Source organism: Streptomyces sp. NBC_01450, assembly GCF_036227505.1.
In the GTDB taxonomy this organism is placed as follows: Bacteria; Actinomycetota; Actinomycetes; order Streptomycetales; family Streptomycetaceae; genus Streptomyces.
On the sequence record NZ_CP109480.1, the window covers coordinates 6432434 to 6454628 of the forward strand.

Genomic DNA, 22195 nt, shown 5'->3' on the forward strand with positions numbered 1-22195 from the left:
ACTCTTCGTACTCAGCAGGAGCCCCCATGAGCCCCGCCACAGAAACCGAAGAACACAAGGCCCTCCGATCCGCCGTGGCCGCCCTAGGCAAACGTCACGGCCGCGACTACGACATCAACACCCTCTGGTCCGAGGCCGCCAAGCTCGGCTACCTAGGCGTCAACCTGCCGGAGGCATACGGTGGCGGGGGCGGCGGCATAGCCGAACTCTCCATCGTCCTGGAAGAACTCGGCGCCGCGGGCTGCCCCCTCCTGATGATGGTCGTGTCGCCGGCGATCTGCGGCACGGTGATCGCCCGCTTCGGCACGGACGCCCAGAAACAGGAGTGGCTCCCGGCCCTGGCCGACGGCAGCCGCACCATGGCCTTCGGCATCACCGAACCCGACGCGGGTTCCAACTCGCACCGCATCACCACCACCGCCCGCCGGGACGGCGCCGACTGGCTCCTCAGCGGCCGCAAGGTGTTCATCTCCGGCGTCGACATCGCGGACGCCACCCTCATCGTGGGGCGCACGGAGGACGCGCGGACGGGCCGCCTCAAGCCCTGCCTGTTCATCGTCCCGCGCGACGCCGACGGCTTCGAGCGGCGCCGGATCGACATGGAACTCCACAGCGCGGAGAAGCAGTTCGAGCTGACCCTCGACGATGTGCGGCTGCCCGCCGACGCGCTCGTCGGCGACGAGGACGCGGGCCTGCTGCAGCTCTTCGCGGGGCTCAACCCCGAGCGGGTGATGACGGCCGCGTTCGCGATCGGCATGGGCCGCTACGCGCTCTCCAGGGCCGTCGAGTACGCCCGCGAGCGCACCGTCTGGAAGGCGCCCATCGGCGCCCACCAGGCCGTCGCCCACCCCCTCGCACAGGCCCACATCGACCTCGAACTCGCCCGTCTGATGATGCAGAAGGCGGCGTACCTGTACGACTCCGGGGACGACGTCGCCGCAGGTGAGGCCGCCAACATGGCCAAGTACGCGGCGGGCGAGGCCTGTGTGAAGGCGGTCGACCAGTCGGTGCACACGCTCGGCGGCAACGGCCTCACCCGAGAATTCGGTCTCGCCTCGTTGATAACGGCCTCGCGCGTGGCTCGTATTGCTCCGGTGAGCCGGGAGATGATTCTCAACTACGTCTCCCACCAGACCCTGGGCCTGCCCAAGTCGTACTAGCCCGCCGCTCCCCGAGCCGCTCCAGGAGGAACCGTGTTCCGCAGCGAGTACGCCGAAGTCCCGGCCGTAGAGGAACCCATCCACGAGGCGGTGTTGGGCCGCGCCGCCGAGCGCGGCGACGCGCCCGCGCTGATCGACGGAGTCGACGGCACCACGCTCACCTACGCGCAACTGGACCGGTTCCACCGCCGACTGGCGGCCGCGTTCGCCGACGCGGGCGTCCGCAAGGGCGACGTCCTCGCCCTGCACAGCCCGAACACCGTCGCCTTCCCGACGGCGTTCTACGCCGCCACGCGCGCGGGGGCGTCGGTCACGACCGTGCACCCGCTCGCCACACCCGAGGAGTTCGCCAAGCAGCTGCGGGACAGCGCCGCGAGCTGGATCGTGACGGTGTCGCCCCTCCTGGGGGCGGCGCGGCAGGCCGCCGAGCTCGCCGGCGGGGTGCGGGAGATCTTCGTCTGCGACAGCGCGCCGGGCCATCGCTCCCTGATCGACCTGCTCGGTTCGACCGCTCCCGAACCGGAGATCGACATCGACCCGGTCACGGACGTCGCGGCCCTGCCGTACTCCTCCGGGACGACCGGCATACCCAAGGGTGTGATGCTCACCCACCGGTCCATCGCCACCAACCTGGCGCAACTGGTGCCGTTCTTGCCCATGGGCGAGGGCGAGCGCATTCTCGCGGTGCTGCCCTTCTTCCACATCTACGGGCTGACGGCCCTGATGAACGCACCCCTCAGGCAGGGCGCCACCGTCGTCGTACTGCCCCGCTTCGACCTCGACACCTTCCTCGCGGCCATCGAGAAGCACCGCATCAGCGGCCTGTTCGTGGCGCCGCCGATCGTGCTGGCCCTGGCCAAGCACCCGGCCGTCGCGCGGTACGACCTGTCGTCCCTGAAATACATCATTTCCTCCGCCGCGCCCCTGGACGCCGAGCTCGCGCTGGCCTGCGCCGAGCGGCTCGGGCTGCCGCCCATCGGCCAGGGCTACGGGATGACGGAACTGTCTCCCTGCACGCACCTGGTCCCCCTGGACGCCGCCCAGGACGCGCCCCCGGGCACGGTCGGCAGGCTCGTCGCGGGCACCGAGATGCGCATCGTCTCCCTCGACGACCCCGACAAGGACCTGGGCGTCGGTGAGGCGGGCGAGATCGTCATCCGCGGGCCCCAGGTCATGAAGGGCTATCTGGGGCAGCCCGACGCCACCGCCGCGATGATCGACCCGGACGGCTGGCTGCACACCGGAGACGTCGGCCACGTGGACGCCGAGGGCTGGCTGTTCGTCGTCGACCGCGTCAAGGAGCTCATCAAGTACAAGGGCTTCCAGGTCGCCCCCGCCGAACTGGAGGCCCTCCTCCTCACCCACCCCGGTATCGCGGACGCGGCCGTCATAGGGGTCTACAACGAGGACAACAACGAAGTCCCGCACGCCTTCGTGGTGCGCCAGCCGTCCGCGACCGGTCCGGCCGGAGACCTCTCCGACGTCCCGGGCCTCTCCGAAGGAGAGGTGATGATGTACGTCGCCGAGCGAGTCGCCCCGTACAAGAGGGTCCGCGGCGTCACCTTCATCGACGCCGTCCCGCGGGCGGCCTCCGGAAAGATCCTGCGTCGGGAACTGCGGGGCCTGTCATGACCGTTGAACCGGTTGTCCGCGTGGCGCACGAGCGCGCCATCACCACCCTCACCCTCGACGCGCCCGCCAACCGCAACGCCCTCTCCGCGGCACTCGTGGGCGAACTCGCGGACGGGCTCACCCGGTGCGGCAAGGACCGCGACGTCCGCGCGGTCGTCCTCACCCACACGGGGAACACGTTCTGCGCGGGCGCCGACCTGCGCGACCCCCCGCATCCGGACGCGCTCGTCGCCCTGCTGCGGCAGATCGTCGAGCTGCACAAGCCCGTGGTGGCCCGGGTGACGGGCCATGTGCGGGCGGGCGGACTGGGGCTCCTCGGGGCCTGCGATCTGGCGATCGCCTCCAAGGAGGCCACGTTCGCCTTCACGGAGGTACGCATCGGCGTCGCGCCCGCCGTGATCTCCCTTCCCCTCCTGCCCCGTACGGACCCCCGCGCCCTCGCCCGCTACTACCTGACGGGCGAACGCTTCGACGCGGCGGAGGCGGTACGGACGGGACTCCTGACGGCGACCGGCGACGACGTCGACGTCACCCTGGAACCCGTACTGGACGGCCTGCGCCGCTCCTCCCCCCAGGGCCTGGCCGAGACGAAACGGCTGCTCACGGCTAGGGTGCTGGAGGCCTTCGACCGGGATGCGGACGCCCTGACCGCGCTCTCGGCCGAACTGTTCTCCTCCGCGCAGGCCCGCGAGGGGATGACGGCCTTCCTCGAACGACGGGATCCCGCATGGGTGGTGTGAGCACGACGGAAGCCGCGGAGCACGCGGAGCCCACGGACGTGACCACAGAGGCGACCACGGACGCGACCACGGACGTGACGGAGCCTGCCGAACAAGCCCCTCGCGGTTCCCGGCTTCCGCACGTTCCCAAGCAGGACCGCAGCCGGGCCACCCGGCAGCGGCTGCTCGCGGCCGCCGTGGCCTGTCTCGCCGAGCACGGCTGGGCGGGTTCCACGGTCTCCGTCGTCGCCGAACGGGCGGGAGTGTCCCGGGGGGCCGCCCAGCACCACTTCCGTACCCGCGAGGACCTGTTCACCGCGGCGGTGGAGTACGTCGCCGAGGAGCGCTCCACCGCACTGCGCGCCCTGTTCCCGGACGGTGCCGCCGACCGCCGCGAGGTGGTCGCGGCCCTGGTCGACCTCTACACCGGCCCCCTCTTCCGCGCCGCCCTCCACCTGTGGGTCGCCGCCTCCGACGAGGAGCAACTCCGTCCGAGGGTCACCGAGCTGGAGGCCCGCGTGGGCCGCGAGACCCACCGGATCGCCGTGGAGCTTCTCGCCGCCGACGAATCCCGCCCGGGTGTACGCGAAACGGTCCAGGGCCTCCTGGACATGTCCCGTGGCCTCGGCCTCGCCAACCTCCTCACGAACGACGGGGGGCGCCGGGAGCGGGTGGTGGCGCAGTGGGGCCTCCTGCTGGACGAGGCGCTGGGCTGAGCCCCGTCCCCGCCCTCGCTCCCGTCTCCGCCCTCGCTCCCGCCCGCGTCACGGGCTGAGGCGCTCCACCCGCCAGCCGCCGTCCGGCTCCGCCACGTACCGCAGGCGGTCGTGGAGGCGGTTCTCGCGGCCCTGCCAGAACTCGACGGTCCGGGGAGCGATGCGGAAGCCGCCCCAGTGCGGGGGCACGGGGACCTGCTCGCCCTCCGGATAGCGGGCGCTCAACTCCTCGTAGGCGACGTCGAGCTCGTCCCGGGAGGGGATGACGGAGGACTGGGCGCTGGCCCAGGCGCCGAGCTGGGAGCCGTGCGGGCGGGTGCGGAAGTACGCGGCGGTCTCGTCGCGGCCGGTGCGCCGTGCCGTCCCGGTGACGATGACCTGGCGGGCCATCGGGTGCCAGGGGAAGAGCAGCGAGACGTACGGGTTCTCGGACAGCTCGCGTGCCTTGCGGGAGTCGTAGTTGGTGTAGAAGACGAAGCCCTGCTCGTCGTACTGCTTGAGCAGCACCGTGCGTGAACTGGGCCGCCCCTCCGCGTCCGCCGTGGAGACGATCATCGCGTTCGGCTCGTACACCATGCCCTGTACGCAGGCCTGTGCGGCCTGCTTGAACCAGCGCGCGAACTGGTCCATGGGATGCGCGGCGAGATCGGCCTCGACGAGCCCCTCGGCGCGGTAGTGGGCGCGCATCGCGGCGGGGTCGTGGGCGAGTTCTTCGCCGGCGCCCTCGGCCGCTTCTTCGGCGGCGGCCCGTGCCGCGCGCTGGACGAGGGGCTCGGCTGCGGATTCATCCGGGAAGCGGTCGGTCACGCGGTCATCTTGCCGTATTCGGGCCCCCACCCGGAGGGGTGGGCTTCATCACTGAGTGGCACTGAGTGCCGCACACCCTCCCCAAAGGTGGCACCCGGGGATATCGTGCTGCTGCCGTCCCGTTGGGGTGACCGCCGGTAGTACGGGGCATCACCGGGATGACGTACCGGACCGCGAGTCCACGAGCGACCGTGGAACCGGACGTCGACCCGTCACCCATCGTCGGCCCATGCTTGCCGACCGCACGAAAAGCGCACGAAAAGGCATGAAACCCCCAAAAAATCCGCTGTCGCACACATCACGAGGAGCCGCCTGATGTCCGACTTCGTACCCGGACTCGAAGGAGTCGTCGCGTTCGAGACGGAGATCGCCGAACCGGACAAGGAGGGCGGCGCACTCCGGTACCGGGGCGTCGACATCGAGGATCTGGTCGGCCACGTCTCCTTCGGGAACGTCTGGGGCCTCCTCGTCGACGGCGCCTTCAACCCCGGTCTGCCGCCCGCCGAGCCGTTCCCCATCCCCGTCCACTCCGGCGACATCCGCGTCGACGTGCAGTCCGCGCTCGCCATGCTCGCCCCCGTCTGGGGCCTCAAACCCCTCCTCGACATCGATGAGGCCCAGGCCCGCGAGGACCTCGCCCGCGCCGCCGTCATGGCCCTCTCGTACGTCGCCCAGTCCGCCCGTGGCCAGGGCCGGCCCATGGTTCCGCAGAGCGAGATCGACAAGGCGCACTCCGTCGTCGAGCGCTTCATGATCCGCTGGCGCGGCGAGCCCGACCCCAAGCACGTCGCGGCCGTGGACGCCTACTGGACGTCCGCCGCCGAGCACGGCATGAACGCGTCCACCTTCACCGCCCGCGTCATCGCCTCGACGGGCGCGGATGTCGCCGCCGCCCTCTCCGGCGCCGTCGGGGCCATGTCCGGGCCGCTGCACGGCGGCGCGCCCTCCCGCGTCCTCGGCATGATCGAGGAGATCGAGCGCACGGGAGACGCGGAGGCCTACGTCAAGAAGGCCCTCGACAAGGGTGAACGCCTGATGGGCTTCGGTCACCGCGTCTACCGCGCCGAGGACCCGCGCGCCCGTGTCCTGCGCCGCACCGCCCGCGAGCTGGGCGCCCCCCGCTTCGAGATCGCCGAGGCGCTGGAGAAGGCGGCCCTGGAGGAGCTCCACGCACGCCGTCCGGACCGCGTCCTGGCGACGAACGTCGAGTTCTGGGCCGCGATCATGCTCGACTTCGCCGAGGTCCCGGCGCACATGTTCACGTCGATGTTCACCTGCGCCCGTACCGCCGGCTGGTCGGCGCACATCCTCGAGCAGAAGCGCACGGGACGGCTCGTACGGCCGTCCGCGCACTATGTGGGCCCCGGCCCGCGCAGCCCCCAGGAGATCAAGGGCTACGAGGACATCGCCCACTGAGCCTCCGTCGGGCCAAGGAGCGGCCGGTCGTCACGCGGGGGTGAGCAGCTCCGCGTGATGACGGGCCGCGACCAGTGGGTGGGCCCGGAGCTTGCCCTTCAGCTCGTTGAAGCCGTACTCCGCGAACAGCGGGTTCGCCGGGTCGTCGGTGACGCCGGGCGCGGCGGAGGCGTGCGGGAAGGGCAGCGGCTCCACGAGGGCGTCCAGTCGCGGGTTGTAGAAGAAGGGCACGGAGAACCGCTCGGTGGCCCCGGGCGGGCTGACGACCCGGTGGTTGGTGGCGACGAGGTACCCGTTGGTGGCCACTTCCAGCAGCTCGCCCAGGTTGACCACGAACGCCCCCGGCAGCGGCGGCACCTCGTGGAAGAGGCCGTCCTCACGCTGCACCTGAAGGCCGCCGACCTGGTCCTGGAGCAGCAGCGTCAGGAATCCGTAGTCCTTGTGCGCGCCCACGCCCTGGTCGGCGCCGTCGCCCGCGCTGCCCGGGTACCGCACGAGCTTCAGATGCGGATGGGCCCGCTCCCCGAAGACCGGCTCGTAGAAGTCGGCGGGGGCCCCGATCGCGGTGAGCAGCTCGCGCAGCAGCCGCGCCGCGACCGAGCTGAGCCGGTCGATCCACGCCAGCGCGGCGGTCCGCAGCTCCGGCAGTGCGGCCGGCCACTGGTTGGGCCCTTCCAGCCACCCATAGGCGGGCTCGCCCGGACCGGGGGTGCGCGCGGGCCGCTCGGCCCCTATGTCGAGCTGGTCCCGCCAGTCCCGGCTGCCGCCGGTGCGCTCGTCGCCGGTGCGCGTGTACCCGCGGAAGTGCGGGGAGTTGACGTTGTCGAGGGCGAGCCGCTCGGCCTCGGGCAGCGCGAAGAAACGGTGCATGGCGTCGAGCAGGGCGGCGGTCTCGCCCTCGGTCACGCCGTGCCCGACGAGCTGGAAGAAGCCCACGTCATGGGCGGCGCTGTGCAACTGCGCGTGCAGCAGGGCGCGGGCCTGGGGGCCCCGGTCGGCCGCGGAGAGATCGATGATCGGAAGCTGCTGGTACAGCCGGTGCTGCTGGTGCTGGGCAGAAGACGTGTTCGTCGTCATGAGGTGCGTCCGCAGGGTGTACGGGTGCCCGGGCGGCCGCCGGGATGGGGCGGGGGCCACGGGTGCCAAGGGGGAGGAGAGGGGCCGAGGTCAGGAAGAAGCCCGACAGCCCATGCTCGTGACGCGCACGAAGTCCACGTGTCGGCGTCGAACGAGCATCGGAAACATGGTCCAAGAGTACTGCGGACCCCACGAAACGCATGTGCCCTACGTCACATGCCCTGCGAAACGCAGACGACCCGCGAGCTCGGGTCCCTCCGCCTCTCGGCGGAGGAGCCGGCCGGACGTACCGGCGAGCTCGCGGGTCGGGTGACTGCTTGGGATCGGGGCCGGCTGCACGCTCATCTCACGTGCTGGTCCGGCACCGCACTCATGTGGTGACGGGCCGCTAGCCCGCAGCCACCTCACGCGTCCGGTTCTTGTACATCTGCCGAACCACCTCCCTTCTCGTGTAGACCACACCTTAGGAACCGATCGCCGACAGCTCAACCACTTTTTTTCGACCCCCTGCGATTCCTGGGGCTGGCGGGGCGGAATCCCTGCGTACAACGATTTCTTCCCATCTTTGGGGAACACGATGTGGGCTGGGTCACGTTCGAGTTGAATGAAGGCGAGTGAGCGAACTGTCTCGCCGTACGTGCGGACGCAGCCTGCAGGGGGTCCAGGTGAGTGCTTCCCGGCGTAGTGGGACCACCGACGAGCTGGGGCCGGACCAGCCCGAGCCGGCTGGTTCGGATCTGCTTGCCGCGCTGCTGGACGGGATGGACGCGGCACTGTGCGCGTTCGACGCCGATGGGGTCGTCACCCATTGGAACCGCGAGGCCGAGCGGATTCTCGGCTGGACCGCGGCCGAGGCCGTGGGGCGGCGCGGGTTCGCCGGGTGGGCCGTGCGGACCGCGGACGCCGAGGAGGTCGAGGCGCGGCTGCTGTCCGCGATGGAGGCCCCCGGGCGTCAGGTGCACGAGTTCGCGCTGCTGACCAAGGACGGCGGGCGCGTGCTCGTACGGACCCAGTCCGCCGCCGTGCGCGGAGCGGACGGGAAGCCCGCCGGGGTGTACTGCGCCTTCAGCGAGGTGCACGCGCAGATCGATCTGGAGCGGTCCATCGCCCTGAGCGAGGCGTTGTTCGAGGACGCCAGCTGGGGTGTGGTCCTGGTGGACGCGGACCTGCGGCCCGCCGTCGTCAACGCGCACGCGGCCCGGGCCCTGGGGATCGGGCGTACGGCTGTGCTCGGACGGCCGCTGGGAGAGCTGCTGTCGCAAGGGGTCGAGGAGTTGGAGGGCGCGCTCACGCATGTGCTCGCCGAGGGCGCGCCGCCCGCGCCGGCCGAGATGTGGGTCAGCGTGCGGTCGGCCGAGGGCGAGAAGCGGCGGTGCTGGCGCAGCGGGTTCGTGCGGCTTGCCTCACCGCTCGCGGAAGAACCGGTTCCGCTCGGTGTGGGGTGGCTCTTCCAGGACGTCACCGAGGCCAAGCACACCGAGCAGGAGGCGGCTCTGCTGCGGTTCAGGGCCAACCAGTTGCACCGGGCGGCACGGGCGGCCGCCGAGTGCGAGGACCCCGGGGAGGCCGCCACCGTCCACCTCGACTTCGCGCTCGCCGGGTTCGCCGACCACGCGCTGATCGACCGGGTCGCGGGCGGTTCGGCGGGGTACGACGACGAGCCCGTACGGCTGGTACGCGCCGCGGCCACGCCCGCCGGGGCGCCCGGGCCGAGCCTGCTCACCGGGAAGGCCGGACTGCCCGTGCGGTACGCCGAGGGGCATCCCGCGATCCAGTGCGTGGAGCGGGCCGGGTCCGTACGGGCCAGCTCCGGTGAGATCACGCCCGAGCGGATGCGGGAGTGGGCCACCGCCCGCCAGTGGCCGCCGGACTCGGTGCACGCCCTGTGCGCGGTGCTGCGCAGCCGGGGGCGCACGCTGGGCGTCGTGACGTTTCTGCGGGGGTCGGGGCGCAGCCAGTTCGAGCGCACGGACGCGACGTACGCGGAGGACGTGGCGGTACGGATCGCCATGGCGCTGGATCTGGAGGGACTGGCGGGGCGGACGTAGAGCCGCCGCGATCTCCACCCGATCGGCCCAGCGGGGGTCGAGGATCTCGGTGGGCTCGGCGGCCGTGGAAGATCCAGGTCGGCTCAGCGGCGGTAGAAGATCCGGTCGCCGTACTCCGTCATCACCCGGCCGTTCCACTCGTGGCCGCCGTCGACGTTGCCCGAGCGCAGCAGGGGCGGCTCGATGCCCCGGTCGGCGAGCGCGCCCGCGGCCGTGGCCATGACGGCCTGGAGGAGGGCCGCCGTGACCACCGTGGAGGCGGGGGCGAAGGGCGCCTCGATCGTCTCCAGGGTCAGTTCCGCGTCGCCGACCGCGATCTTCGAGTCGAGGACGATGTCGCAGTGGTCCTTCAGATAGGTCCCCGAGACGTGCCGGGACGTCGTCTCCGAGGCGTAGGCGACCGAGGTGACGCCGATGACCTTCACGCCCAGGGCCCGTGCGCTCATGGCCATCTCGACCGGGAGCGCGTTGCGGCCGGACAGGGAGATGATCACGAGTACGTCGCCGGAGCGGAGCGGGCTGGAGTCCAGGACCGCGCTTGCGAGGCCGTCGACCCGCTCCAGGGCCGAGCCCAGCGTCGCCGGCATGACGTCGACGCCGACCACACCCGGGACCGGGAGCAGGTTCATCAGGGCGAGGCCGCCCGCGCGGTAGACGACGTCCTGCGCGGCGAGCGAGGAGTGCCCGGCGCCGAAGGCGAAGAGCCGGCCGCCGTCGACGACGGTGTCGGCGATCAGGGTGCCGGCCGCCTCGATGTCTCCCGCGTCCTCGTCGCGCACCCGCTGGAGCAGGCCGATCGCCGCGTCGAAGAACTGCCCGGCCAGCTTGCGGTCGCTCATCGGCGAAGCCCCTTAGAAGTCTCGTCGGCGTCGGGTGGGCGCTGGGTCACGCTTTGTGCCGCGGATCACGTTGCGGTCTGGACCAGTGCCCTGTCAATACGGCTTGCGGAGGTGGCCGTAGAGGCACCCGGTGGGGTGTTCGCCCGGGCAGTCGTAACCCCGTGGTTTCAACGGCGAGGCACGCTTGTCAGTGGTATGCGTCAGAATTGGGTTCAGGGCCAGCGCACACGCCGGTGAGCCACCGAGCCTTCGGCAGAGCTAATCAAGGGGCACGTATGTCCGGACTGATCGACACCACGGAGATGTATCTCCGCACCATCCTCGAGCTGGAGGAGGAAGGCGTGGTCCCCATGCGCGCCCGGATCGCGGAGCGGCTCGACCAGAGCGGTCCGACGGTCAGCCAGACGGTGGCGCGCATGGAGCGCGACGGTCTGGTGGCGGTCGCCACCGACCGGCACCTGGAGTTCACCGCGGAGGGCCGTCGCCTCGCCACCCGCGTCATGCGCAAGCACCGCCTCGCGGAGTGCCTGCTCGTCGACGTGATCGGTCTGGAGTGGGAGCAGGTGCACGCCGAGGCGTGTCGCTGGGAGCACGTGATGAGCGAGGCGGTGGAGCGGCGCGTGCTGGAGCTGCTGCGCCACCCGACCGAATCGCCGTACGGCAACCCGATCCCCGGACTGGAGGAGCTGGGCGAGAAGGACGGCGCCGACCCGTTCCTGGACGAGAGCATGGTGTCGCTGGCCGAGCTCGACCCCGGCCTGGACGGCAAGACCGTCGTCGTACGCCGGATCGGCGAGCCCATCCAGACGGACGCGCAGTTGATGTACACGCTGCGGCGCGCGGGCGTGCAGCCCGGCTCCGTGGTGAGCGTGACGGAGTCGGCGGGCGGTGTGCTCGTCGGCAGCGGCGGCGAGGCGGCGGAGCTGGAGTCGGACGTCGCGTCGCACGTGTTCGTCGCCAAGCGCTGACGTCCGCCGATCGTGGGAGGCCTCGCACCCCGGGTGCGGGTTTCCCGGCCTTGAGCCCGCGAGGGGCAGCTCCCGGGGGTGGGCCACGGGGTCCGGCAGTCGCCGAACCCCGGGTCGGCCTCCGGGCGCCCGCCGTGGAGCGTGTCGTCCGCCTGCGGTGACCCGGCGATCCACCCCTCCCCGGCCCCCGACGACTTACTTCGGGCATGTCAACTCCCGTGTCGGCAGAGGCAGTTGTGACGTTTTCGCTACATGGCCGAAACCAAGATTCAGTGTGCGGAATCGCAGCGGCGCGACCATTTGCGTGCGAGGCTGACCCGTGAGGCATATGACCTGAGGGCTCTTGACCGTGTCCAAGAGGGATGTCGCACGGTTGGGGAGGGGGCGGGGAGGATGTGCCGTAGATGTGGAGAGGGCCCCGGCACCTTGCGGCGCCGGGGCCTGTCCTCCCCTGTGCTGACCCGGAGCCCCGAGCTCCCAGGGTCATCCCCTTCGGACCGATTTCCCCGAGTGGTCCGCCTCCCGCTGAAGATCTCCCCTCGGCGGCGGCGGTCAATCCCCGAACATGGTCACTCGAACGAGGGGTGTTGCCGCCGAGAGGAGTATTTTCGAATGCCCATTCGATAACCTGGCGGCGTATCGCAGGCAAATCGGGTACAGGTAGAACAACACATCAGCGGACGCAGCGACACGACAGCGGTAGGAACCGGTAGGAAGCGGTACGAGTGGACCGGCCGACTCGAGCGGGAGCGAGCGGTCCGAGCGAGCTAGGGGGGTGCCAGACCTATGGTGCGGCGCATCGACGTGACGGGCGCGGGCGGCCTACGCCTCGCTGCGTGGGAGTTCGCCGATCCTCCCAAGACCGACCCTCCCAGGACCCCGCCCGCCCCCGGCGTGCTGCTTCTGCACGGCCTCATGGGCCGCGCCTCCCACTGGGCGTCCACCGCCCGCTGGCTCTCCGAGCGGCACCGTGCGGTCGCCCTCGACCAGCGCGGCCACGGCCAGAGCGACAAGGCCCCGGAGGGGCAGTACACCCGGGAGGCGTACGTCGAGGACGTCGAGGCCGCTCTCGAGCAGCTCGGTCTCGCCCCGACCGTCCTCATCGGCCACGCCATGGGCGCGCTGACCGCCTGGCAGCTCGCCGCCAAGCGCCCCGACCTCGTCCGCGGTCTGATCATCTGTGACATGCGGGCCTCGGCGTTAGGGGCCGCGTCGCAGCGCGAGTGGGAGGACTGGTTCAAGGCCTGGCCCGTGCCCTTCGCCACGCTCGCCGACGTACGGAAGTGGTTCGGCGAGGACGACCCCTGGGTGGAGCGCCCGAACCCGTCCCGCGGCGAGTTCTACGCCGAGGTGATGCACGAGTCCGCCGACGGCTGGCGCCCGGTCTTCGACCCCGAGCAGATGCTCAAGTCCCGCCAGACCTGGGTGTACGACGCGCACTGGGAGGAGCTCGCCCAGGTCCGGTGCCCCGCGTTGGTCGTGCGGGGTCTCGACGGCGAGCTCGGCCGGGCCGAGTCCCAGGAGATGGTCCGCGTCCTGCCGTACGGCCAGTACGCGGAGGTGGCCGACGCCGGTCACCTCGTGCACTACGACCAGCCGGAGGCGTGGCGCGCCGCGATCGAGCCCTTCCTCGACAGCGTGCTCACCGGCCAGGACCGCTAGGCCCTGTCGTCAAATTCCGGTCTGCCCTGCGACGCCATGCACGCTCCCCCACTGCCTGAAGGGCGTGGGAGGTGCCCCCACTCAGCGCACCGGGCACAGACCCGAGTACATCCAGTACGAGGGCCCGTGCCCGGCACGCTGAGAGCACGCACCTGACGCCGCAGGGCCCGCCCTCCGGGCGGACGACGGGAATTTGACGACAGGACCTAGCGGCTCGGGCCTTCATCAAAGGCTCAGCCCTTCTCCGCAGCTCACCGCCCCGGGGCAGCCCGTCCGCAGCCCCCGCAGGGCATCCCCTCCGCAGCTCAGCCCTTGCTGATCGCCGCCAGGATCTCCGGCAGCCGCCGGGCCGTCCGCGGTGCCGCCATCCGCAGGCCGAACACCGTGAGCAGCGCCCCGTATCCCGCCCCCAGCGGCAGCAGCAGCCAGCTCCACCGGTCCCCGTCCGCCGTCACGTTCAGCCAGATCGTGACGGCGATGACGGGGGCGGTCAGCAGCGCCGCCGAGACCATTCCGCCGAAGATGGCGATCCAGGCGAGGCCCGCCTGCCCGGGGGCCACGTTCTTGTAGCCCTCCTGCGGGATCGAGTACGGGAACCGGGCCGAGGACCACGCGCCGGTGGCCAGCATCGCGCCGAGCAGCGCGAAGGACAGTCCGAGCACCTCGGGCAGCTTGGGCCAGTCACCGAGCATCGCCGTCGTCAGCACGGTCACGAGGGTCGCGTACGGCAGGGTGATCACCAGGAGCGCCAGCGCACGCCCGCGCAGTTCGACGTACGCGTCGCGCGGGGACGCGATGGTCATCGCGACCATCCAGAACGCGGAGGTGTCCTGACCGAACTGGTTGTACATCTGGATGCCGAGCATCCCGGCCGCGAAGCACGCGAAGTAGATCGAGCCGGTGCCCTGCAAGGCGTTGAACACGGGCACGATCAGGCCGATCGCCAGCGAGGTCACCCACGCGGCCTTCGTCTTCGGGTCGCGCCACACGTAGCGCAGGCTGCGCTCCATGACGGTCCCGGTGCGCCCCGGGGGCAGCAGCCGGCGCAGTCCGCCCGTCGGGACCCGCTCCCGCGCCCCGGTCTCGCCCGCCTGCAGCGTCGATCCGTCCGGCGAGGTCATCAGCAGGGTCAGATGCCTCGACCAGAGCGCCAGCAGCCCCACCAGCGCCGCCACGCTCAGGGCGAGTTGGACGACCCCGGCCCCGTACGAGCCCTTGCTCATCGAGTCCACCGCGCCGATCGCCGACCCGGGCGGTACCCAGCGCAGCACGTCCGCCGCCGGGTCGAGCCGGGACAGTCCGCCCGCCGAACCGAGCCGCTGCGCGCCGAAGTTGACGACCTGCGCGCCGATCGCGACGACGAGGCCGCTCAGTACGGCCAGGTCGCGGCCCTTGCGGCTGGACAGCAGCCGGATGTTGGCGGCGGCGACGGCACGTGCGAGGGCCACACAGACGAGCAGGGCCAGCGGCACGGCCACGACACCGGTGACGTACGCCGCCGTGCCGTGCGCCACGGAGATCACGGAACCGATCAGCAGGCACAGGGTGAACAGCGGTCCGATGCCGACCAGCGAGGCCACGAGCAGCGCCCGGACCAGCGGGCGCGGCCGCAGCGGCAGCATGACCAGGCGCGTCGGATCGAGGGTCTCGTCGCCGCTGGGGAAGAACAGCGGCATCACGGCCCAGCCGAGCGCCAGGACCGCGATCAGCAGGACGGTGACGGAGACGGCGTGCGCGTTGCCGCGCAGGGCGATCAGGCCGAGCAGTTGGAGGGCGGCGAAGAGGAGGACGACGACGACCGAGGTGATGTAGGCGGCCCGCCGCCCGGCGGACTGCCGCAACCCGTTGCGCAGCAGCGACAGCTTCAGCCGTACGACGACGGGGGTGATCGAGACCCCGGAGGAGACCTCTGAGGAGACCCCGGAGGCGTTCGTGCCGGTGCTCATCGCGTCGCCCCGCCGCCCAGCCAGTCGAGGTCGGACCCCCGGTCGTGGCCGTGTGCGCCGACCAGTTCCAGGAACGCCTGCTGGAGGGAGGGCGCGTCGCCGCGGACGTCCGCGAGCGGGCCGTGCGCGCGGATGCGCCCCGCGACCATGACGGCCACCCAGTCGCACAGCGATTCGACGAGTTCCATGACGTGGGAGGAGAAGACGACCGTGGCGCCCGACGCCGTGTAGCGCTCCAGGACACCGCGGATGGTCTGCGCGGAGACGGGATCGACGCCCTCGAACGGCTCGTCGAGGAAGAGGACCTCGGGGTTGTGGAGGAGAGCGGCGGCGAGGCCGATCTTCTTGCGCATGCCCGTCGAGTAGTCGACGACGAGTTTGTGCTGGGCGCCCGCGAGGTCGAGGACGTCGAGGAGCTGGGTGGTGCGCTTGTCGACCTCGGCACCGGGCAGCCCGCGCAGCCGGCCGGTGTAGGCGAGAAGCTCACGCCCGGAGAGCCGTTCGAAGAGTCGCAGGCCCTCGGGGAGTATGCCGATCCGGGCCTTCACCGCCGCCGGGTCGCGCCACACGTCATGGCCGACGACCTCGACGCCGCCCTGGTCGGGCCGCAGCAGCCCGGTCACCATCGAGAGGGTGGTCGTCTTGCCCGCGCCGTTGGGCCCTACGAGCCCGATGAACCGCCCCGCCGGCAACTCCAGATCGATCCCGGCGACGGCGATCTGCTCCCCGAAGCGCTTCCAGAGCCCTCGCACACGTACGGCGGGAACGCCTGCCCCTGTTTGCTCGGCCATGTGAGCACCCTAAGGGGCAAGGTTTCAGGGGCGCGAGGAACTGCGCGACCAGCCACGACGAACCCGCGGTGAAAACACGACGCCCAACCGGCCCTACCGGTCCCTGCCGCACGCATAGGCGAGCGGCGAGATCAGTTCCTCCGCATCCGGCAGCCATCGATTCGCGGGCGTCGGCCGGCAGGCCCACTGCACCGCGCCCCGCGACCCGAACCGGGTCGGCGGAGCCGCCACGTACGAGCCCTCGCCCAGGGTGACCAGGTCGAGGGAGGCGGGCGGCCAGCCCAGCCGCCGCACCAGGTCGGGGACCTTCGCCGCCGCACCGGGAAGGACGAAGAAGTGCATCCGCCGGTCCGGCGTGCACGTCACCGGACCCAGCGTGAGCTCCATCCGCTCCATGCGGGCGAGCGCGAGGAACCCGGCCGTCTCCGGCACGTCGATCGCGTCGAACGTACGCCCGGTAGGCAGCAGGATCGACGCGTTCGGCTGCTTCGACCACATGCGGCGCGCGACGGTCGCACTGCCCGTCGCCTGCGTCGCCCAGTCCTCGCATGCCGCGTGTGCGCCGGGCGCGGGGCAGCCGGCCTCGCCGCAGGAGCAGCGTTGCATCCCGTCGACGGTCTCCAGCCAGGTGCCGGGGAACACGTCCCAATGGCGCTCTTCGGCATATCGCACGGCGGTGTCAAGCAATGATTCGCCGCGCTGCTTCGGGATTTGGACGGCTTCGGGCCCCGCGATGGTCTCTTCCACGATGAACACAACTCTAGTGGCCACCGAGAGTTACGGGAGGCGCGTGCGCGGGGGAGGGGCATCGTTTCCGCGTGTGGGGCGCATGGATGCACGGGTGGGGGCGCGCACGGGGAACGACAGCGGGCGGTGGGTAATCAGGGGTGGGGTCGGGCAGTCGCCTTTACCCCGGCAATCCTCACATGTCTCGCATCTTCGGTATGTCGGCGGGGCATTGATCTTCATGGCCGGCTTCCTTCGCTGTGGTTGGCCGATGAGGACACGTCAACTCGGTGCGTGGGCAGGCACCGCAGCCACAGGGGGTACGCCATGGCCGCAAGGCCTCTCGTCGCCAGGCAGCCGAACGAACGGCTGCAGGCGCTCATCCAAGAAGCGGGCTGTTCCAACGCCGGCCTGGCCCGCCGGGTCAACATGTGCGGCGCCGAGCACGGCCTCGATCTGCGCTACGACAAGACGTCGGTGGCGCGCTGGCTGCGCGGTCAGCAGCCGCGGGGACGCGCTCCCGCGATCATCGCCGAGGCGCTCGGCCGCAAGCTGGGCCGTACGGTCACGATCGACGAGATCGGCATGGCCAACGGCAAGAACCTCGCGTCGGGTGTGGGGTTGCAGTTCTCGCCGACCGTCCTCGGCGCCATCGAGCAGGTGTGTGAGCTGTGGCGCAGTGACGTGGGGCGCCGGGACTTCCTGTCCGGCTCGTCCGTCGCGGCCTCCGCGCTCGTCGAGCCGAGCCGCGACTGGCTGATCTCCGCGCCGGACTCGCAGGTGGCGCGTGCGGCGGGCCCGCGGGTCGGGCTCTCGGACGTGGCGGCGGTCCGCGCGATGACCCAGGCGCTCACGGACCTGGACCACCAGTACGGCAGCGGGCATGTGCGCCCGGTCGTCGTGCACTACCTCAACAGCGTGGTCTCCGGGCTGCTCGCGGGCTCGTACCGGGAGGGCGTCGGACGCGAACTCTTCTCGGCGGTCTCGCGGTTGACGGAACTCGCGGGCTACATGGCCATCGACACCGGTCAACCGGGGCTCGCCCAGCGGTACTACATCCAGGCGCTGCGGCTCGCCCAGGCGGCCGGGGACCGGGGATACGGCGGATACGTACTGGCCGCGTCCATGAGCCATCTGGCGGCGCAGCTCGGAAACCCGCGCGAGATCGCGCAGTTGGCGCGCGCGGCGCAGGAGGGAGCGCGGGGGCGGGTGACGCCGCGCGCGGAGTCGATGTTCCACGCCGCGGAGGCGCGCGGGCACGCCCTGATGGGCGACGCGCGCGCCGCTCAGGTGGCGTCCGGGCGTGCGATCACCGCCCTGGAGGGCGCCGACGCGGCCTCCGGCGACGACCCGACGTGGATCGCGCACTTCGACGAGGCCTATCTCGCCGACGAGTTGGCGCACTGCCACCGTGACCTGGGTCAGGCGGAGGCCGCCGCGCGCTGCGCCGAGGAGTCCCTCGCCGGGCACCCGGAGTCGCGGGCCCGCCGCCGGGCCATCGGTTACGTCCTGCTGGCCACCGCACAGGTCCAGCAGCGCGAGGTGGAGCAGGCGTGCCACACGGGTCTGCGCGCGGTCGAACTCCTCGGCACGCTCCGCTCCAACCGGGGCGCCGAGTACCTGGACGACTTCCAGCAGCGTCTGGAGCCCTACCGGGACGAAGCGGTGGTAAGGGAGTTCGGGGCGCGGATGGAGTTGCAGGCGGCGGCATGAGGGGATCGTGTGCGCGCCGGTGAACACGGGGTGTGCACGGTCGTGAACTCCGGGCGAACCAAGGCGCTTGGAGTGGCAGGAGGCAAATACAGCGCACGGCGGGACGTATTCGTTACCCCGGTCACAGGGGGCGGGGGTAACGGCCTGTGCTGCGTGGCACGGGCGCGTGGGGACCCGGTAGCGTGAGCCGACGATTCCGAAGGTCCCCCATTAGTAGGAGTCCCGGTGACACAGAGTGGACAGGGCGAGCAGCCCTCGGCGCGCCCGGCGCGCGAAGGCATCGTGCTGCCCTCCGACGGCGGCGAGCCGCTGTTGCCGGGCATGACGGGCGACCGGGCCGTTCCCGCGGTCCCGGCGGGCGGTCAGACCTGGGACCAGCCCTGGGGGCCGGACCCGTCGGCGGCACCGGCCCCGCAGCCGGCCGAGGGCTGGGGGGCGCCCGTGAACGGCACCCAGACCTGGGGCGGCTCCGAGCAGTCCCCGGCCGGCGCCCCCGCTCCGGACTGGGGCGGCCACAATCCGTCCACCCAGACCTGGGCCGCGCCCGAGCAGCCGGCGCAGGGCTGGGGCGCCGCCCCGGCCCAGCAGCAGGGCTTCCCGGCCCAGCAGGCCCCCGGCGCCGGCGCGCTGCCGGCCGAGGGCGCACAGCCGCCGTCGTACGGGGAGCAGAGACCGTACGGGGATCACCAGCCGCCGTCGTACGGGGGTCAGGAGACCTCCTCGTACGGCGGTCAGCAGGACTCCGGGTACGGCGGCCACCAGGGGGGTGCCGTACCCCCGCACCAGCCGCAGGGCGCGGCCGCGCTGCCGCCCGCCGTTCCGGGAGCCCTGCCGCCCGCCGTCGACGAGGGCGCCACGCAGTACATCCCGCCGGTTCCGGCCGCCGCCGAGGGCGCGACCCAGTTCCTGCCGCCCGTCGCCGCCGCGCCCGACGAGGGCGCCACGCAGTACATCCCGCCGGTGGGCCCGGGTGCGCTGCCGCCCGAGGTGTCCTCGGGACCGCTGCCCCCGGCCGCGCACCCCGACGCCGAGGCCACGCAGTACATCGCCCCCGTGCCCGCCGAGCCGGGCGCGCCGGGCTACGGGATACGTCCGGGCGGGCCGGAGGACCGGCAGCCGCCCGCGGAGTTCGACAACCTGTTCCGCAGTGCGCCCGGCGCGCCGAGCGCGTCGGAGGGGCCCGCGTCCACGCAGCAGCTGCCGCGGTTCGAGGCCCCCGCCGCGCATGCCCCGCACACTCCGCACGCCCCGTATGCCGCGCAGGCCCCGGGGATGCCCGGAGCGCCGGGCGGGCGGGCCGCCACCCGGCGTGGCGCGGCCGACGACGGCAACGGTGGCCGGGGTGGACGGAGCGGCTCGCGCGTCCCGCTGATCGCGGCTGTCGGCATCGGTATCGTCGTGCTCGGTGTCGGGGCCGGCGCCCTGCTCGGCGGCGGGGGCAGTGACAGCGGCAAGGACGACAGCAGCAAGAACGTGTCGGCGACGGCCGGGGCCACGGACGGCTCGTCGTCGTCCGCGGCCGACCCGGCCAAGGCACAGGCCGTCGCGCTGGACAAGCTCCTCGCGGACAGCAACAACAGCCGCGACTCGGTGATCAAGGCCGTGGAGAACGTGAAGGTGTGCAACAACCTGGACCAGGCGGCCGGTGATCTGCGCGACGCGGCCAAGCAGCGGTCCGAACTGGTGACCAGGCTCTCCGGCCTCTCGGTCGACAAGCTCCCGAACAACGCCCAGCTGACCGCCGCGCTCAACAGCGCCTGGCAGGCCTCCGCGTCGGCCGACAACCACTACGCGGCCTGGGCCGACCAGGTCAAGGACAAGAAGGGCTGCCGGAAGGGCCACGCCCGCGGCACCGGCCAGAGGGCGGCGGGCGACCAGGCCAGCGGCACCGCGACCGCGCAGAAGGTGAAGGCCGCCAAGCTGTGGAACTCGATCGCCTCGACGTACGGGCTGACGCGGCGCACGACGACCCAGCTGTGACCGCCCGGTCCGAGCCCGCGTCTCAGTTGGCGTCCGCGTTCTCCAGCGTCTTCGACACGTCGATGAACCCGTTGCGCTCCGAGGTCAGCCGACCCTTGCGCACGACCTGGAAGGTGACGTGGGCGTTGACCAGGCGCGGGAAGTCGACGGCCGCGATCAGGTCCTCGTAACGCCAGCTGAGGGTCGGGGTGAGGCGGCCCGTGGTCACCTTGAGGCCGTTGTCGAGGGCCTGCCGGATCGCGAGCGAGGTCACCTTGCTGTCGCCCAGTGACTCGACGATCGACTTGAACACGTTGTACGCGATCCAGGTGGTCTGCACGCCGGCGTCCGCGGGGTCGATCCGGTTGTCGCCGAAGGCCTGCTCCTTGATCACCTTGCGCATCGGGTTCCAGCGCGCGTCGCTCGCCACCGGGTACCAGCCGGTGACGTGCGCGCCCTCGTACGGGCTCGACTGGCCGCCGGTGGAGTCGATCAGGGACTGGTCGAGGCTGCCCAGCACCGTGCCCGTGCCCACCTTCGGATAGTCCTGGCGGTCGCGCCGGAAGGAGTCCATGAAGGTCTCGGTGCGGTCCCCGAGCGCGGACACCACACAGCCCTGCTTCAACGGGTCCGAGGTCGCGTGCTCGAGCGCGACCTTCGTCTGCCCCGAATACTCCGTCGCCTCCTCGGCGGCCCGCTGGTCGGTGGCGGCCGCGTGTCCCTGCCCCTTCAGACCGGCGTTGAGCAGCACCGGGAGCTGGTCGCCCGCGACGGTGTCGGGGCGGACGAGCGCGACCGGGCCGCACTTGTTGCCGAGCTGCTGCCCGAGACCGGCCAGCAGGGCGGGCTCGCCGCCGTTGATCGGGTAGGAGAGCGGGCTGGAGAACTCGTCGTCTGTGACGCCGTAGCCGCCGATGTACGGGATGCCGGCGGCCTCCAGCGGGGCCAGGAAGGAGCGGCCGTGCTGGCTGTAGGAGCCGACGACCGCGACCGCGTTCTCGTCGGCCGCGCGCCGGGCGCACTTCGCGGCGTACACGGTGTCGTTGTGGTCGTTGCAGGTCAGGACCCTGAGCTTGTGGCCGTTGATGCCACCGTTCGCGTTGACCCAGCGCGCGTAGGCCTCGGCCATCGCGGGCATGCCGGGCTTGTTGGTCGCGGGGGTGTCCTGCGGCGCCCAGGTCATGACGGTGATGGGGTCGTCCCCGGAGCCCCCCGTGACACCGGGGATGGCCCCGCACCCGACGGCGATCGACGCACAAGCCGCCACCGCGCCCGCGAACAGCACTCTGGTCCTGACCTTGGTCGAGAGTCTGGTCCCGGTGCGCGGGGGGTGGACGGGTGGGGTGGTGCTGGTGCGTCGACTACCGGTCATGGACGCACACGATTCCGTCACATCGCTAACCCGCGTGTGACCAACGGTCAACGTGAGGTGACGCAGAGGTGAATTACGGGGGTCGATGATCGCATTTTTGCGAGGAACGTACGATCGTCGACTGTGCAAGGTTCGGAGAACTCTTCCCGTCGCGGCCGTCGCTCCTCCACCATGGGCGGCATGCCACTGAACGACATGCCCTGGTGGCGCTGGCGCAGCAATGTGCGTTCCGCGCTGCACATGCTCTCCGACCCCGCCTTCCAACGTGACGTCTGGCTCGCCGGGATCGACGGATACGGGGACGTCACCGACGCCGTGTACCGCCTGGTCGAGGACACCTGGCTGGACAACTGGTCCGCCGAGAAGTACGTCGGCACGATCTTCCGGGACTCCCAGGAGGCGGCCCTGGTCGACACCGCCGTGCTCCGCGTCCTGCGGATCATGCACCAGGTCGGGCCCGACGCACCCGTCTCCGCGTACCTCGACCACCAGGCGTGGCCGGAGGCGCTGCGGGCGGCGCGCGACGCGCACGTACGCCTCGCGGTGAGCGACGGCGAGGATCCCGACATCCCACCGCGGACGCTGGAGGTCCTGCGGATCCTGACGCGGTCGGCGTAGCGACCGGACGCCCGGGCGTCCGCGTG

Annotated in this window: 18 protein-coding genes; 11 read left to right on the forward strand and 7 right to left on the reverse strand. The window is 71.7% G+C overall.

The annotated features are described in order from the left end of the window. The first annotated feature begins 26 nt into the window (after nucleotides 1-26). From OG568_RS28770 to OG568_RS28785, 4 genes are all read left to right on the forward strand, one after another. Nucleotides 27-1160 (forward strand): acyl-CoA dehydrogenase family protein, encoded by a 1134-nt coding sequence (locus tag OG568_RS28770; RefSeq protein ID WP_266583310.1) that lies wholly within the window; start codon nucleotides 27-29, stop codon nucleotides 1158-1160. A gap of 33 nt (nucleotides 1161-1193) precedes the next feature. Beyond that, nucleotides 1194-2792: a 4-coumarate--CoA ligase family protein gene (locus tag OG568_RS28775; protein ID WP_329533634.1), complete on the forward strand. Its 1599-nt coding sequence runs from the start codon at nucleotides 1194-1196 to the stop codon at nucleotides 2790-2792. Beyond that, nucleotides 2789-3532, forward strand: coding sequence for an enoyl-CoA hydratase family protein (locus OG568_RS28780; RefSeq protein ID WP_329533635.1), 744 nt, complete (start codon nucleotides 2789-2791; stop codon nucleotides 3530-3532). The genes OG568_RS28775 and OG568_RS28780 overlap by 4 nt, the downstream gene beginning before the upstream one ends. Before the next feature lie 74 nt (nucleotides 3533-3606). Continuing rightward, nucleotides 3607-4227, forward strand: coding sequence for a TetR/AcrR family transcriptional regulator (locus OG568_RS28785; RefSeq protein ID WP_329536480.1), 621 nt, complete (start codon nucleotides 3607-3609; stop codon nucleotides 4225-4227). A gap of 48 nt (nucleotides 4228-4275) precedes the next feature. Here the strand turns inward: OG568_RS28785 and pdxH are convergent, their stop codons facing one another. Next, nucleotides 4276-4914: a pyridoxamine 5'-phosphate oxidase gene (gene pdxH, locus OG568_RS28790; RefSeq protein ID WP_266434108.1), complete on the reverse strand. Its 639-nt coding sequence runs from the start codon at nucleotides 4912-4914 to the stop codon at nucleotides 4276-4278. A gap of 435 nt (nucleotides 4915-5349) precedes the next feature. Here pdxH and OG568_RS28795 point away from each other — a divergent pair, with 435 nt between their 5' ends. Continuing rightward, complete coding sequence (locus OG568_RS28795; RefSeq protein ID WP_168492829.1) at nucleotides 5350-6450, forward strand: citrate synthase 2; 1101 nt, start codon at nucleotides 5350-5352, stop codon at nucleotides 6448-6450. Nucleotides 6451-6480: 30 nt separating this feature from the next. Here OG568_RS28795 and OG568_RS28800 read toward each other — a convergent pair whose 3' ends face one another. Further along, nucleotides 6481-7527, reverse strand: a complete 1047-nt coding sequence (locus OG568_RS28800; protein ID WP_329533636.1) for an isopenicillin N synthase family dioxygenase — start codon at nucleotides 7525-7527, stop codon at nucleotides 6481-6483. Between the two features lie 665 nt (nucleotides 7528-8192). Here OG568_RS28800 and OG568_RS28805 point away from each other — a divergent pair. After that, complete coding sequence (locus OG568_RS28805; protein ID WP_329533637.1) at nucleotides 8193-9575, forward strand: PAS domain-containing protein; 1383 nt, start codon at nucleotides 8193-8195, stop codon at nucleotides 9573-9575. 83 nt (nucleotides 9576-9658) lie between these two features. Here OG568_RS28805 and OG568_RS28810 read toward each other — a convergent pair whose 3' ends face one another. Further along, nucleotides 9659-10414 (reverse strand): SIS domain-containing protein, encoded by a 756-nt coding sequence (locus OG568_RS28810; protein WP_329533638.1) that lies wholly within the window; start codon nucleotides 10412-10414, stop codon nucleotides 9659-9661. A 275-nt stretch (nucleotides 10415-10689) separates the two neighbouring features. Between OG568_RS28810 and OG568_RS28815 the strand changes: the two genes are divergently transcribed. Next, the gene (locus OG568_RS28815) at nucleotides 10690-11382 is read left to right on the forward strand and encodes a metal-dependent transcriptional regulator (protein WP_266433489.1); all 693 of its coding nucleotides are present in this window, start codon (nucleotides 10690-10692) and stop codon (nucleotides 11380-11382) included. 786 nt (nucleotides 11383-12168) lie between these two features. Then, nucleotides 12169-13044 carry an alpha/beta fold hydrolase gene (locus OG568_RS28820; protein WP_329533639.1) on the forward strand — a complete coding sequence of 292 codons (876 nt, stop codon included), beginning with the start codon at nucleotides 12169-12171 and terminating at the stop codon, nucleotides 13042-13044. 305 nt (nucleotides 13045-13349) lie between these two features. On the opposite strand, the gene OG568_RS28825 is transcribed toward OG568_RS28820, so the two are convergent. From OG568_RS28825 to OG568_RS28835, 3 genes are all read right to left on the reverse strand, one after another. Further along, the gene (locus tag OG568_RS28825; protein WP_329533640.1) at nucleotides 13350-14990 is read right to left on the reverse strand and encodes a transporter; all 1641 of its coding nucleotides are present in this window, start codon (nucleotides 14988-14990) and stop codon (nucleotides 13350-13352) included. Next, nucleotides 14987-15781: an ABC transporter ATP-binding protein gene (locus OG568_RS28830; RefSeq protein WP_329533641.1), complete on the reverse strand. Its 795-nt coding sequence runs from the start codon at nucleotides 15779-15781 to the stop codon at nucleotides 14987-14989. The genes OG568_RS28825 and OG568_RS28830 overlap by 4 nt, the downstream gene beginning before the upstream one ends. A gap of 93 nt (nucleotides 15782-15874) precedes the next feature. Next, nucleotides 15875-16537, reverse strand: a complete 663-nt coding sequence (locus tag OG568_RS28835; RefSeq protein WP_329536481.1) for a bifunctional DNA primase/polymerase — start codon at nucleotides 16535-16537, stop codon at nucleotides 15875-15877. 297 nt (nucleotides 16538-16834) lie between these two features. Here OG568_RS28835 and OG568_RS28840 point away from each other — a divergent pair, with 297 nt between their 5' ends. Together OG568_RS28840 and OG568_RS28845 are read left to right on the forward strand one after the other, a co-directional pair. Beyond that, entirely contained in the window at nucleotides 16835-18220 is a 1386-nt protein-coding gene (locus OG568_RS28840; protein ID WP_266625679.1) for a transcriptional regulator, read from the forward strand. A 225-nt stretch (nucleotides 18221-18445) separates the two neighbouring features. Next, the gene (locus OG568_RS28845) at nucleotides 18446-20200 is read left to right on the forward strand and encodes a hypothetical protein (protein WP_329533642.1); all 1755 of its coding nucleotides are present in this window, start codon (nucleotides 18446-18448) and stop codon (nucleotides 20198-20200) included. 22 nt (nucleotides 20201-20222) lie between these two features. On the opposite strand, the gene OG568_RS28850 is transcribed toward OG568_RS28845, so the two are convergent. Beyond that, nucleotides 20223-21551, reverse strand: coding sequence for an ABC transporter substrate-binding protein (locus OG568_RS28850; RefSeq protein ID WP_329533643.1), 1329 nt, complete (start codon nucleotides 21549-21551; stop codon nucleotides 20223-20225). A 171-nt stretch (nucleotides 21552-21722) separates the two neighbouring features. On the opposite strand from OG568_RS28850, the gene OG568_RS28855 reads away from it, so the two are divergent. Beyond that, the gene (locus OG568_RS28855) at nucleotides 21723-22169 is read left to right on the forward strand and encodes an SCO4402 family protein (RefSeq protein ID WP_266583286.1); all 447 of its coding nucleotides are present in this window, start codon (nucleotides 21723-21725) and stop codon (nucleotides 22167-22169) included. Nucleotides 22170-22195: the final 26 nt, after the last annotated feature.

Coding starts and splice junctions, on each gene's coding strand:
- OG568_RS28810 (WP_329533638.1), bottom strand. CDS start 10,414: ATGAGCGACCGCAAGCTGGCCGGGCAGTTCTTCGACGCGGCGATCGGC.
- OG568_RS28830 (WP_329533641.1), bottom strand. CDS start 15,781: ATGGCCGAGCAAACAGGGGCAGGCGTTCCCGCCGTACGTGTGCGAGGG.
- OG568_RS28800 (WP_329533636.1), bottom strand. CDS start 7,527: ATGACGACGAACACGTCTTCTGCCCAGCACCAGCAGCACCGGCTGTAC.
- OG568_RS28795 (WP_168492829.1), top strand. CDS start 5,350: ATGTCCGACTTCGTACCCGGACTCGAAGGAGTCGTCGCGTTCGAGACG.
- OG568_RS28825 (WP_329533640.1), bottom strand. CDS start 14,990: ATGAGCACCGGCACGAACGCCTCCGGGGTCTCCTCAGAGGTCTCCTCC.
- OG568_RS28815 (WP_266433489.1), top strand. CDS start 10,690: ATGTCCGGACTGATCGACACCACGGAGATGTATCTCCGCACCATCCTC.
- pdxH (WP_266434108.1), bottom strand. CDS start 4,914: ATGCGCGCCCACTACCGCGCCGAGGGGCTCGTCGAGGCCGATCTCGCC.
- OG568_RS28850 (WP_329533643.1), bottom strand. CDS start 21,551: ATGACCGGTAGTCGACGCACCAGCACCACCCCACCCGTCCACCCCCCG.
- OG568_RS28855 (WP_266583286.1), top strand. CDS start 21,723: ATGGGCGGCATGCCACTGAACGACATGCCCTGGTGGCGCTGGCGCAGC.
- OG568_RS28840 (WP_266625679.1), top strand. CDS start 16,835: ATGGCCGCAAGGCCTCTCGTCGCCAGGCAGCCGAACGAACGGCTGCAG.
- OG568_RS28770 (WP_266583310.1), top strand. CDS start 27: ATGAGCCCCGCCACAGAAACCGAAGAACACAAGGCCCTCCGATCCGCC.
- OG568_RS28780 (WP_329533635.1), top strand. CDS start 2,789: ATGACCGTTGAACCGGTTGTCCGCGTGGCGCACGAGCGCGCCATCACC.
- OG568_RS28820 (WP_329533639.1), top strand. CDS start 12,169: ATGGTGCGGCGCATCGACGTGACGGGCGCGGGCGGCCTACGCCTCGCT.